Origin of the sequence: Streptosporangium sp. NPDC006013 (assembly GCF_040614275.1) — a bacterium.
Classification (GTDB): Bacteria; Actinomycetota; Actinomycetes; order Streptosporangiales; family Streptosporangiaceae; genus Streptosporangium.
Map to the genome: position 1 here is coordinate 1 of NZ_JBEXUE010000325.1, position 11,586 is coordinate 11,586.

The window sequence follows — 11,586 nt, forward strand, 5'->3', positions numbered from 1 at the left end:
GCAGGCCTCGCGGGCGGACACCAGCATGCCGAGTACGGCCCTGGTCTGCTCCCAGGGCACCGGGCTCGGGGCACCGCCCACCATGGCCAAAAACGCCTCCACGGTGCCCCGGTAGCCCAGGCCGGAGAGGGGGTCGGCGCCAGGCTCCACCACGACCTCGCGGGTGCCGGTGCGCGTGTGGACGCTGACCGTGTAAGACTCCTCGTCGGTGACCCCGATGACCTCCACGGCGCCGACGGCGCCGTTCTCCCAGGCCAGCGCCATGACGCCGGTGTCCTCCGACTTCAGAGCGGTGTAGCAGCGGGTGGCGGCTGCCGCCCCGGCCAGCCTTACGGCGGGGCCGAGAAGGGCGACCAGCAGCTCCACGCCGTGCACGCCTATCGTCACCATCGTGCCGCCGCCCACGGCCGGGTCGTCCTGCCACGGGTTGTGGCCGCCCGCCCACAGGCCCACGTCGTGCCGTACGGTGGCCCGCACCGAGAGCACCTCCCCGAGGTCCTCGGCCACCAGGGCGGTGAAGGCGGGCGCGAAACGCAGCACCGAGGTGGACAGCACCAGCTCGGGCCGCGAGGAGGCCACCACGTCGACGGCGGCGAGCTGGGCGGCGGTCGCGGCGGCCGGCTTGTTGACGAAGCACGGCAGGTCCGCCGCCAGCACCCGGGCGAGCGCGGGAGCCACCCCCGGGTTGGGCACGGTCAGCACCACCCCGTCGGGGCGAGCGGCGAGCAGGTCGTCCAGCCCGTCGGCGACCTCGGCCGCGGGGTGTTCCTCCGTGAAGCGGGCCAGCCGGGCCTGGTCCTCCTCCCACACAATGAGGCCGGCGCGGGAGGCGAGGATGCGGGCGTCGGTGTAGGGGTGGCTGGTGGCCAGTCCGGCGATGGCGATGCGCACGACATTCTCCTGGTCGGTGAGAGAACTACCGACCGTATCTCACGGGCCGAGCGGCGATCCTCCTGCGGCGCCGGGCGCGATCCCTGCCCCTGGCTGCTCCTCCCCATAGCCAACCGGCAGCGTCACCGCGTCACATTCTCATCTGTCAGTCGGTGATGGAAGCCCGGAAGCGGTAGCGGTCCCCTCGGTAGACCTGCACCGTCAGTTCGAGCGGCCGCCCGTCCTGGTTGAAGGAGAGCTGCTCGGCGACCAGCACCGGAGTCCCATCCTTGATCTCCAGCAGATCCCGCTCCTGAGTCTCGGGCTGCCGTGCCTCCACCGAGTAGTCCGCGACCCGGGGGAGCTGCGCCGGATCGGCGCTTCGCAGGGTCGCGTAGAGCGACGCAGCGGTGAAGTCGGTGTCGGCCAGCGCGGGACAGAGCGTCAAAGGCACCCGGTTGTGCTCCAGTACGACGACGAGGTCGTCGAGGAAACGCAGTCGCCGCAGCTCGAACAGCGCGGCGCCCGGGCCGATGCGCAGCGTCTCGGCCTCATCTACAGTCGCCGGCCTGGTTCCCGATTCCAGTACTTGGCTGCGGGTGGCCAGGCCGTGCTTCAGGGCATAGTCGGCGAACCCCTCCACTGTGTGCCCGCCCGTCGGTGTGACGGCCTGGCTACTTCCAGCGACGAACCAGCCGCGGGCCGCGGCGGACTCAAGCAGGCCCCGGCCCGCCAGTTCGGCCAGAGCGGCGCGCAGTGTTTCCCGCGACACCTCGTATCGGGTGGCCAGACTCCGTTCCGATGGCAGCCGGTCCCCCGTCCTGGCGCCGCGGGCCGAGATGTCATCCCAAAGCCGTGCGGCGACCTGGACATAGCGGGGCAGGGCGTCATCGCTCAGCAGGCCTTTGGGGAAGGAGGGTGCATTCGAGCAATCCATACCAGAACCGTACCAGATTCTGGCCATTGACGACCAAAAACCAGGCCAGTACTGTTCCAGCTTGTCGCCAGCTGTAAGAACGCGCCGCGACCCGGAACGTGGGGCAAGAACAGGAGCGGATCATGTGGAGCTTGTTGGACGAGGTGGTCCAGCGTCAGAAGGCAGGTGAGCCCAGGGGCATCGCCTCCGTCTGTTCGGCGCATCCGCTGGTGATCGAGGCGGCTGTGCTCCAGGCGCGCGAAACCGGGAGGCAGGTCCTGGTGGAGGCGACCTCCAACCAGGTTGACCAGTACGGCGGTTACACGGGCATGCGGCCCGACGACTTCCGTGACCTGGTGTACGCCATCGCCGCCGAACAGGGTCTACCGCTGGACCGCGTCATCCTCGGCGGTGACCACCTTGGCCCCAATCGGTGGCGCGCACTGCCACCGGACCAGGCGATGGAGCGGGCCGAAGCCCTTGTCGCCGCCTACGTCGCGGCCGGTTTCACCAAAATCCACCTGGACTGCAGCTTCCCCTGCGCGGGCGACCCCACGCCGCTCACCGACGACGTGGTCGCCGAGCGCGCCGCCCGGCTGATCCGTGTGGCCGAGGACACGGCGGGGGAACGCGGCGCCGCCCGGATCCGCTACGTGATCGGAACAGAGGTGCCGACGCCCGGTGGCGCTCACGAAACGCTGAACGAACTCATGCCCACCTCGGCGCAGGCCGCACGGGCGACCCTGGAACGTCACCGCGAGGCGTTCGCCGGGCACGGACTTGAGGACGTCTGGCCCCGCGTCATGGCACTCGTCGTCCAGCCGGGCGTGGAGTTCGACCATCAGCGGGTGATCGACTACCGACCGGAGAGGACCGCGGAGCTCGGAGCGGTCCTCAACGAGGAGCCCACCATGGCGTTCGAGGCGCACTCGACCGACTACCAACTGGCCGAAGCACTCACAGCACTGGTCAAGGACCACTGGGCCGTCCTCAAGGTCGGCCCCGGTCTGACCTTTGCGCTCCGTGAGGCGCTGTTCGCTCTCGCAGCCATCGAGGACGAACTGGTGCCCGTGGGCGAACGGTCCCGACTGCCCGAGGCCGTCGAACAGCGGATGCTCGCCGAGCCCGACCGCTGGGAGGACTACTACCCGAGCGACGACACTGAGCGGCGCCTCGCCCGGCGCTACAGCTACAGCGACCGGCTGCGCTACTACTGGCCGGATCCCGAGGTGACCGAAGCGCAGGAGCGGCTCCTCGGCAACCTCGCGGCGCGGGACATCCCCCTGCCGCTCCTCAGTGCCTATCTGCCCAATCAGTACGCGCGCGTTCGCCGCGGGGAACTCGCCGCGAAGCCGCGGGCGTTGGTGATCGACCGCATCCGCGATGTGCTGCGCGACTACGACCGCGCGTGCGATCCCCGCCACAAGGAGTATTCGTGACCGGCCTTCCCGGCGCCCTGGCTCGCACCCCCGGGGCCAGTGACACTGTTCGCGAGATCATGCAGCAGCCCGGCGTCTGGCGGGATATTGACGGTATCGTCGCCGCCTCCCGGGCCACGCTCGACGGCTTCCTCCAGCCGCTGATGGCTCGCGACCACCTGCGCGTGGTGCTCACCGGCGCCGGTACCTCGGGCTTCGCGGGACAGGTACTGGCCACGACACTGGCGCGGCGGCTCGGGCGGCGAGTCGACGCCGTGTCCACCACGGACATCGTCGCCGACCCGCGAGGCTGCTTCGCCGAGGATCCGCCGACCCTCCTCGTCTCCTTCGCCCGGTCCGGGGACAGCCCGGAGAGCCTCGCGGCCACCGAACTCGCCGAGCAGTGCCTGTCGGATGTGCACCACCTCGTGATCACCTGCAACGAGGAGGGGCGGCTGGCTCGGGAACATTCCGGGAGGACCACCTCGTGTGTGCTCCTGATGCCGCCCGCCTCCAATGACCGTGGCTTCGCGATGACATCGAGTTTCACCGGAATGACGCTTGCCGCCCTGCTCGCCCTCGGTGGAACCGCCTATGCCGGTGTCGCGGAGCGGCTGGCCCGGGCAGCCGAGCGGATCACGCAGGACGGCATCTTCGACAAGAACATCGGCGCGCTACTGGCCCGCGATCCCGAACGGATCGTCTACCTGGGCAGCGGGGCTCTCAGGGGGCTGGCCGCGGAGTCGGCGCTGAAGGCGCTCGAGCTGACCGGCGGGGCGATCATCACGACCTCGGACTCCGCCCTGGGATTCCGCCACGGCCCCAAGGCCGTGCTGAGTGAGCGCACCGTCGTGATCGTGTACGTGTCGAACGATCCATACACCCGCCAGTACGACCTGGACATCGTCGCAGAACTACGCTCGACCATGGCGCCCGGCAGTGTTATCGCGATCGAAGCCGGGACCGACGGCACGCCGGACGAGGGGAACTGGCTGCTCCACGGTGTCGAGGACATCGAGGACGCGGCGCTGGCCCTGCCCGCCGTCGTATGTGCCCAGCTCATCGGCCTCAACGCCGCTGTGCTCCGAGGAACTCGGCCCGACAACCCGTTCCCTTCGGGCGAGGTCAACCGAGTGGTGCAAGGTGTCACCCTGCACCGGTTGCAGCACTGACATCACAGCAGCACGGCGTTGACCGGGACGCCAAGACGAATGGCACGCCTTCCTCGACGGAGCGGCCCACGACGGCGAGTTCCCCTTTTCCTGGCTGCTCGACACCCCGGCCAACGCCTGACCCGCGACCACGTGGGGCGCCTCAGGCGAGCCGCCACTCCTGGTTATTCCGCCCCCTGACACACCTCACCTGCTTGACGTTGGCCCCGTCCAGGATCAGACCGTTCTGCACCTCCAGGCACATACCGGTGTGCCGGACCACGACCGCGAAGTAACCGTTGTCCCGCTGGACGAGCTTCCACTCCTGGTTGCCATGTCCGGGGATGCAGGTCCACAACTGGAGGCTGGCGCCGCTGTGCCTGTCGGTCGGCACCACCTCCATGCACAGGCCGCTGCTCACGTCCCTGAAGTTGTAGTAGCCGTCACTGGTCGCCGTCAGGTTCCACACCTGGCCCTCATGGTCGGCGCTGCAGGGCCACTGCTGGACATCGGTCCCCAACTTCAGCTCATCACTCAGGGTGAACACGTCCAGGCACTTGTCGCTGTGCCGGGTCACCAGGATCGCGGTGAACTTGGCCCGGAGCCCCTCTCGCACACCGGCGGCCCCGTCGGCTGACGCCCGCGCGGCCGACGGGGCCGCGAGCAGGGCCGCCGCCAGGACAAACACCTGGCCGGCGTGAAAAAGTCTCATCGAGCCTCCCCGAGGCACTCCCTAAAGATCAACAAACCCTTGATAACACGAATCACCCAACGTAGCGAACAGCTACACCAAGTAATCGATATCGTGTCGCGCCCCCGAATGACCGACCATCACCACCGGCGGAAACCCCACTCAGGCAAGCCGCCACTCCTGGCTCGCCCGCCCCCTGACACAGGTCCACTGCAGGGCATTGGTCCCATCCCCCGTCCCGCCCCCCTGCATGTCCAGGCACTTGCCACTGTGCCGGGCCACCAGCACGAAGTAACCGTTGGCCCGCTGACTGAGCCGCCACTCCTCGCTGTAGCGCCCGCTCACGCAGGTCCACTGCCGGATGTTGGCCCCGTTGCGCAGGTCACCGTCCACCACATGCAGGCACTTGCCACTGTGCACGGCCTGAACGGTGTAGTAACCACCGTTGGTCGTCGTCAGGTTCCACTCCTGATTGGCGCCACCATCACAGGTCCGCTGCTGGACGTCGGCCCCGTCCTCCATCGCGGAATGCAGCACATCCAGGCACTTGCCGCTGTGCCGGGCCACCAGGATCGCGGTGAACTTGGCCCGGAGCCCCTCCCGCGCACCAGCGGCCCCGCCGGCCGACGCCCGTGCGGCCGACGGGGCCGCGAGCAGGGCCGCCGCCAGGACAAACACCTGGCCGGCGCGAAAAAGTCTCATCGAGCCTCCCGAGATACTCCCTAAAGATCAACAAACCCTTGATAACACGAATCACCCAACGCAGCGAACAGCTACACCAAGTAATCGATATCGTGTCGCGCCCCCGAATGACCGACCATCACCACCGGCGGAAACCCCACTCAGGCAAGCCGCCACTCCTGGCTCGCCCGCCCCCTGACACAGGCCCACTGCCGAACGCCGGCCCCGTTCTCCGTTCCAGCGCCCTGCACGTCCAGGCACTTGCCACTGTGCCGGGCCACCAGCACGAAGTAACCGCTGGTCCTCCGACCGAGCCACCACTCCTGGTTGCGGGCTCTGGGCATGCAGGTCCACTGCTGGACGTGGGCCCCACTGCGCCTGTCACCGTTCACCACGTCCAGGCACTGGCCGCCGTGCGTGGCCCGAACGGTGTAGTAGCCGTTGTCCGTCTTCTTCAGGCTCCACTCCTGACTTTTCCTCCCGTCGCAGGTCCACTGCTGGACACTGACTCCGCCCCCCTTCCCGTCGGCCGCCACGTCCAGACACTTGCCACTGTGCCGGACCACCAGGGGGGCCACGAGCACATCCCCGGCCCGCCCCGGCGCGCCAGCGGCCACGACATCCGCCTCCGACACCCCGGCGATCGGGGCGACAAGCAGGGATACAGCGAGAGCCAGGACCTGACCGGCGCCAACGAGTCCCATCGAACCTCCCGAGATACTCCCTAAAGATCAACAAACCCTCGATAACGCGAATCACCCACCGTAGCGATCGGCTACGTTAGGTAATCAACTCGTGTCGCACCCCCGGGCCCCTCAAGCCCAGGCGAGTCCACGCCGTCGACTCACGCCAGCCGCCACTCCTGGCTCGCCCGTCCCCTGACGCAGGTCCACTGCCGGACGCGAGCGCCGTCACGTATGTCACTGTCCATCACCTGCAGACACTTGCCGCTGTGCCGGGCCACCAGGACGAAGTAACCGTCGCTCCTCTGACTGAGCCCCCACTCCTGGTTGCGGGCCCCGACCAGGCAGGTCCACTGCCGGATGCCGGCCCCGATGCTCACGCTGCCGCCCAGCACGTCCAGGCACTTGCCACTGTGCGCGGCCTTAAGGGTGTAGTAGCCACCGCCTGTCGCCGTCAGACTCCACTCCTGGTTTCCCTTGTCGCCACAGGTCCACTGCTGGACGTTGGCCCCGTCCTCCATCTCGCCGTTCTGCACATCCAGGCACTTGCCGCTGTGCCGGGCCACCAGGTTGGCCGTGAACCTGCCTTCACCCCGCTCCGCCGCACCGGCGGCCACGACATCCGCCTCCGACGCGCCGCCGATCGGGACGGCAAGCAGGGTCGCGGCCAGAACCAGGACCTGACCGGCGCCAACGAGTCCCATCGAACCTCCCGAGATGCTCCTTAAAGATCAACAAACCCTTGATAACACGAATCACCCAACGTAGCGACCAACTACGCTGAGCAATCAACTCGTGTCGCCCCCCGGCGGCGTCTCGCCGACGATGGCGGGGCAGGCGTCTCCGGGCGACACGCGACGGCCGGCAGAGGCGTCGGGAGTCCGTCCACGAGCGCGGAACAGCTTCCGACTCAAGATCAAAAACAGGGCGGGGGCACGGCGAGTGCCGGGCCCCGGCCGCGCACCAGGCGGGAAAAGGCCTCCCGGCAGGACCCGGAAACAACGAACGGCCCGGCGTGGGCCGGGCCGTTCGTGATGGGGTCCCTTACTTCTTCTTCTGCCCCTGCCCCTGCCGCTTCTCGCGGATCTTCATGGTGACCTCGATGGGTGATCCGGCGAAGCCGAACTCCTCGCGGATCCGGCGCTCGATGAAGCGGCGGTAGGTCTCCTCCAGGAAGCCCGAGGTGAACAGCACGAACTTCGGCGGCTCCGTCGACGCCTGGGTGGCGAAGAGGATCTTGGGCTGCTTGCCGCTGCGGACCGGCGGCGGGGTGGCCGCGACCAGGTCGGTCAGGAAGGCGTTGAGGCGGGCGGTGGGCACCCGGGTCGACCAGGAGTCGAGCGCCTTCTCGATCGCCGGGACGAGCCGGTCGACGTGCCAGCCGGTCTTGGCGGAGATGTTGGCCCGCAGCGCCCACGGCACGCGGACGAGCTGGCGGTCGATCTCCTTTTCCAGGTAGTAGCGGCGGTCCTCGTCCAGCAGGTCCCACTTGTTGAACGCCACGACCATGCACCGGCCGGACTCGATCACCAGCGAGATGATCCGCAGGTCCTGCTCGGTCAGCACCTCGCTGGCGTCGATGAGCACCACCGCGATCTCCGAGCGCTCCAGCGCGGCCCTGGTGCGCATGCTCGCGTAGAAGTCGGCGCCCTTGAGCTCGCGGTCACGCCGCCGGATGCCGGCGGTGTCGACGAAGCGCCAGGTCTTGCCGCCGAGTTCGACCAGTTCGTCCACCGGGTCGCGGGTGGTGCCCGCCATCGGGTCGACGAGCACCCGCTCCTGGCCGGCGAGCTGGTTCAGCAGCGAGGACTTGCCCACGTTGGGCTTGCCGACCAGGGCGACCCGGCGCGGCCCGCGCTCGGCGCCGAACCGCTGCTCGGGCGTGTCCGGCAGCTTTTCGAGGATCACGTCCAGCAGGTCACCGCTGGAGCGGCCGTGCAGCGCGGAGACCGGCTGCGGCTCACCCAGGCCGAGAGACCAGAGCCCGGCCGCCTCCAGCTCCATCTGCTGGTTGTCGACCTTGTTGGCGGCGAGGATGACCGGCTTGCCCGACCCGCGCAGCACATGGCCGACGATCTCGTCCGCGTCGGTCACGCCCACCACGGCGTCGACCACGAACAGGATCACATCGGCCAGCTCGGCCGCCACCTGGGCCTGCTCGGCGATCTTCAGCGCCATACCGGTCGCGTCGGGGTCCCACCCGCCGGTGTCGACCACCGTGAACCGGCGCCCGCGCCAGGTGGCGTCGTAGGTGACCCGGTCGCGGGTCACCCCCGGCACGTCCTCCACGACCGCCTCGCGGCGGCCGATGATCCGGTTGACCAGTGTGGACTTGCCCACGTTGGGGCGGCCCACCACGGCCACGACCGGCTGCGGGGCGGTGTCCGGCCCCGCCTCCTGAGAGCTGTAATCGGTCCCTGAATCGGCGAGCTCCGCGTCGATCCAGCCGTTGTCGTCGTCGTATTCCCCGGTCACGCCTTTTCCTTAATCACACGCAGTATTTCGGCGATGACCTCTTCGAGGTTCAGCGCCGTGGTGTCGAGCTCGACGGCGTCGGCCGCCTTCGCCAGCGGGTCTGCCTTCCTGGTCGAGTCAAGGGTGTCCCGGCGGGCCATCGCGGCCCGCTGTACCTCCACCGTGGTGCCGGTGAGCTCCGCCGTACGACGCAGCGCCCTGGCGTCCGCGCTCGCGGTCAGGTAGATCTTGACCACCGCGTCGGGCGCCACAACCGTGCCGATGTCACGGCCCTCGACGACGATGCCGCCGGAGCCGATGATCTCACGCTGCTCGGCCACCAGGCGGCGCCGTACCTCGGGCACCGCGCTGACCGCCGAGACGGCCGCGGTGACCTCGGCGGTGCGGATCGGCCCGGCGGCGTCGACGCCGTCGACCGCCACCGTGGGGGCGTCGGGGTCGGTGCCCAGGGTGAGGATCGGGTCTATCGCCCCGGCCGCGATCGCCCCGGGGTCGGCGAGGTCGACGCCCCGCTGGAGCATCCACCAGGTGATCGCCCGGTACATCGCCCCGGTATCGAGATAACGCAGCCCCAGCGCCCGCGCCACCCCTCGTGACGCGCTCGACTTGCCCGATCCCGAAGGACCGTCCATGGCGACGACCAGTCCGGTCACGACGCCTTCTCCCTTGCAGCCCGCTTCAGTTGTCCGTACGAGGCTACCGGGAGCCGGGCAGGAACCGCGCATCGAGCGAACGGGCCGCCGCAGGGGGTGGACCCTGCGGCAGACCGTCCCGGACGATCATGACGGTCCGGGCACGGAGTGCGGCAGGCGCCTACGGCAGGTGCCAGCCGTGCGCGCGCAGGGCCTCGGACAGCCTCGGCACCGCCTCCGGCTGCACCGAGAGATCGGCGGCGCCCAGCGGCAGGCCGGGGGCGTGCTCAAGCCGGACGTCCTCGATGTTGACGCCCGCCTCCTTGGCCACCTGGAACAGCCGGGCCAGCTCGCCGGGGCGGTCACCGATGATGACCTGGACCGTCGCGTAGGCGCGCGCGGGACCTCCGTGCTTGCCGGGGATCCTGCCGGTGCCCGTGACGCCCCGGTGCAGCAGTTCGGTGACGCGGGCCATGGCCTCGGGATCGGCGGCCTCCCTGAGCGCGGCGGCCGCGGCGGCCAGGTCGGCCGCCACCGCCTCCAGCACCTCGGCCACCGGCAGCGCGTTGCCCGACAGGATCCCGGTCCACAGCCTCGGGTCGCCCGCCGCGATGCGGGTGACGTCGCGTACCCCCGGCCGCGTCTCGGGGCCGCTCGGCGGGGAGCCGAACGAATTCTCCGGGACAGTGGGGCCGCTGGATGACTTCCTCCCGGTGTGCGTGGACCTGTCCGGCGACCCCGACCTCGCCGCCCTCTCCGCCCGCCTGGAGCGAGCCGTCGGCGACGCCCGGCGGCATCGGCTGCCACTGCAGGACGTGGTCGCCGCCGTCGCCCCGCCCCGCACCCCCAGCCGGGGCTCGCTGTTCGACGTGACGTACGGCGTCGTGCCCCATCCCGTCACGCACGAGGCGGCGGGCCTGCGCCTGGAACCGCTCGACGCCCCGGACGCCGTCACCCCGTGGACGGCCCGCGACCTGGACCTGCGCCTCACCACGGAGGCGTCGGGCAGGGGCCGCGAGGGCGGGGACAGCGAGGCTTCCCTTCCCGAAGGCGGCGATGAGCGGCTGCGGGCGACCCTCACCTACGCCGTCGACGTCTTCGACCACGCCACGATCCGGCTGATGGCCGTCCGCCTGATCCGGCTGCTCGGTGAGATGTCCCGCTTCCCCGCCCGGCCGGTGCTCGACCTGCCGCTGGACGAGTGCTCCGGTCCTCTTACCGGCCCACCGGTGACCGTGGACCCGGACTCCACCCTGGCCGTACTGATCGCCGCGCAGGCCGGGTGCACCCCCGGCGCGACGGCGGTGGACGGCGACGACGGGCGGCTCACCTACCGCGAGCTGGACGAGCGCGCCCGGAAGCTGGCTGGCCGGCTGGCCGCCGAGGGGGTGGGCCCGGGCACGGTGACCGCGATCTGCCTGCCCCGCTCGGCCCGCCTGGTCACGGTCGTGGCCGGGGTGCTGTACGCGGGCGGCGCGTTCCTGGCACTCGACCCGGCCCAGCCTGCCGCCAGGCTGGAGTACCTGCTGTCCGACGCGGCGGCGGCCGTCCTGGTGAGCACCGGGGAGATCCTTCGCGAACTGCCGCGGAGCGGGGGGCGCCGCCTCGACCTCGACCTGAGCGACCAGGGCGTGACCGCCCCGGTCAGCCCCGCCGGACCGCGCGACCTCGCATACATGATCTACACCTCGGGCTCGACCGGCCTGCCCAAGGGGGTGCTGCTTGAGCACTCCGGCGCGTGCAACCTGGTCACGGCCCTCGCCCCCGAGCTGGGCATCGGTCCCGGCACGCGGCTGCTGCAGTTCGCGCCGCCGACCTTCGACGCCTGGGTCTGGGAGGTGTTCACCACGCTGACCTCCGGCGGCACCCTGTGCGTACCGGAGGCCGGGAACATCCTCGTCGGCCGGGCGCTGAGCAGGTGCCTGTCCGGGCGCGAGGTGAACGCCGTGCTGCTGCCCCCCTCGGTGATCGCGACCGCCCTGTCCTGACACCCCCCTGAAGAAGAGGCTCAGGAAATTGAAGCGTACCCGCATGACGGTCGGCAGGGCACTCGCCGCTCTGTTGCTCCC

The 11,586-nt window shown here is 70.0% G+C and carries 11 protein-coding genes and 1 pseudogene; 3 read left to right on the forward strand and 9 right to left on the reverse strand.

From position 1 onward, the window contains the following. Both ABZ260_RS35515 and ABZ260_RS35520 read right to left on the reverse strand, forming a co-directional pair. The coding region (locus ABZ260_RS35515; protein ID WP_355626401.1) for a Gfo/Idh/MocA family oxidoreductase at nt 1-891 on the reverse strand (891 nt) is incomplete at its 3' end. Nucleotides 892-1,036: 145 nt separating this feature from the next. Then, complete coding sequence (locus tag ABZ260_RS35520; protein WP_355626403.1) at nt 1,037-1,807, reverse strand: GntR family transcriptional regulator; 771 nt, start codon at nt 1,805-1,807, stop codon at nt 1,037-1,039. A gap of 122 nt (nt 1,808-1,929) precedes the next feature. Here ABZ260_RS35520 and ABZ260_RS35525 point away from each other — a divergent pair, with 122 nt between their 5' ends. Beyond that, a complete protein-coding gene (locus ABZ260_RS35525) occupies nt 1,930-3,225 on the forward strand; it encodes a D-tagatose-bisphosphate aldolase, class II, non-catalytic subunit (protein ID WP_355626405.1) in 1,296 nt (431 codons plus the stop codon). Next, a complete protein-coding gene (locus ABZ260_RS35530) occupies nt 3,222-4,376 on the forward strand; it encodes an SIS domain-containing protein (RefSeq protein WP_355626407.1) in 1,155 nt (384 codons plus the stop codon). The genes ABZ260_RS35525 and ABZ260_RS35530 overlap by 4 nt, the downstream gene beginning before the upstream one ends. Nucleotides 4,377-4,518: 142 nt before the next feature. Here ABZ260_RS35530 and ABZ260_RS35535 read toward each other — a convergent pair whose 3' ends face one another. The 7 genes and pseudogenes from ABZ260_RS35535 to ABZ260_RS35565 form a co-directional block, all read right to left on the reverse strand. Continuing rightward, complete coding sequence (locus tag ABZ260_RS35535) at nt 4,519-5,067, reverse strand: RICIN domain-containing protein (protein WP_355626408.1); 549 nt, start codon at nt 5,065-5,067, stop codon at nt 4,519-4,521. Nucleotides 5,068-5,208: 141 nt separating this feature from the next. After that, nucleotides 5,209-5,748: an RICIN domain-containing protein gene (locus tag ABZ260_RS35540; RefSeq protein ID WP_355626410.1), complete on the reverse strand. Its 540-nt coding sequence runs from the start codon at nt 5,746-5,748 to the stop codon at nt 5,209-5,211. Nucleotides 5,749-5,888: 140 nt separating this feature from the next. Next, complete coding sequence (locus tag ABZ260_RS35545; protein ID WP_355626412.1) at nt 5,889-6,431, reverse strand: RICIN domain-containing protein; 543 nt, start codon at nt 6,429-6,431, stop codon at nt 5,889-5,891. Nucleotides 6,432-6,571: 140 nt separating this feature from the next. Continuing rightward, the gene (locus ABZ260_RS35550) at nt 6,572-7,114 is read right to left on the reverse strand and encodes an RICIN domain-containing protein (RefSeq protein ID WP_355626414.1); all 543 of its coding nucleotides are present in this window, start codon (nt 7,112-7,114) and stop codon (nt 6,572-6,574) included. Between the two features lie 340 nt (nt 7,115-7,454). After that, on the reverse strand, nt 7,455-8,885 hold the full coding sequence (gene der, locus ABZ260_RS35555; RefSeq protein ID WP_350922619.1) for a ribosome biogenesis GTPase Der: 1,431 nt from the start codon (nt 8,883-8,885) through the stop codon (nt 7,455-7,457). Next, nucleotides 8,882-9,517, reverse strand: coding sequence for a (d)CMP kinase (gene cmk, locus ABZ260_RS35560; protein ID WP_355626416.1), 636 nt, complete (start codon nt 9,515-9,517; stop codon nt 8,882-8,884). The genes der and cmk overlap by 4 nt, the downstream gene beginning before the upstream one ends. A 181-nt stretch (nt 9,518-9,698) precedes the next feature. Then, a pseudogene (locus ABZ260_RS35565) lies at nt 9,699-10,151 on the reverse strand (prephenate dehydrogenase dimerization domain-containing protein); the annotation flags it as partial. A gap of 520 nt (nt 10,152-10,671) precedes the next feature. Between ABZ260_RS35565 and ABZ260_RS35570 the strand changes: the two are divergent. Then, nucleotides 10,672-11,505, forward strand: coding sequence for an AMP-binding protein (locus ABZ260_RS35570; RefSeq protein ID WP_355626417.1), 834 nt, complete (start codon nt 10,672-10,674; stop codon nt 11,503-11,505). Nucleotides 11,506-11,586: the final 81 nt, after the last annotated feature.

Excerpts from the sequence above, each read along its gene's own strand:
- cmk (WP_355626416.1), bottom strand. The coding sequence starts at position 9,517 with ATGGACGGTCCTTCGGGATCGGGCAAGTCGAGCGCGTCACGAGGGGTG.
- ABZ260_RS35535 (WP_355626408.1), bottom strand. The coding sequence starts at position 5,067 with ATGAGACTTTTTCACGCCGGCCAGGTGTTTGTCCTGGCGGCGGCCCTG.
- ABZ260_RS35550 (WP_355626414.1), bottom strand. The coding sequence starts at position 7,114 with ATGGGACTCGTTGGCGCCGGTCAGGTCCTGGTTCTGGCCGCGACCCTG.
- ABZ260_RS35570 (WP_355626417.1), top strand. The coding sequence starts at position 10,672 with ATGTCCCGCTTCCCCGCCCGGCCGGTGCTCGACCTGCCGCTGGACGAG.
- ABZ260_RS35520 (WP_355626403.1), bottom strand. The coding sequence starts at position 1,807 with ATGGATTGCTCGAATGCACCCTCCTTCCCCAAAGGCCTGCTGAGCGAT.
- ABZ260_RS35525 (WP_355626405.1), top strand. The coding sequence starts at position 1,930 with ATGTGGAGCTTGTTGGACGAGGTGGTCCAGCGTCAGAAGGCAGGTGAG.
- ABZ260_RS35540 (WP_355626410.1), bottom strand. The coding sequence starts at position 5,748 with ATGAGACTTTTTCGCGCCGGCCAGGTGTTTGTCCTGGCGGCGGCCCTG.
- ABZ260_RS35545 (WP_355626412.1), bottom strand. The coding sequence starts at position 6,431 with ATGGGACTCGTTGGCGCCGGTCAGGTCCTGGCTCTCGCTGTATCCCTG.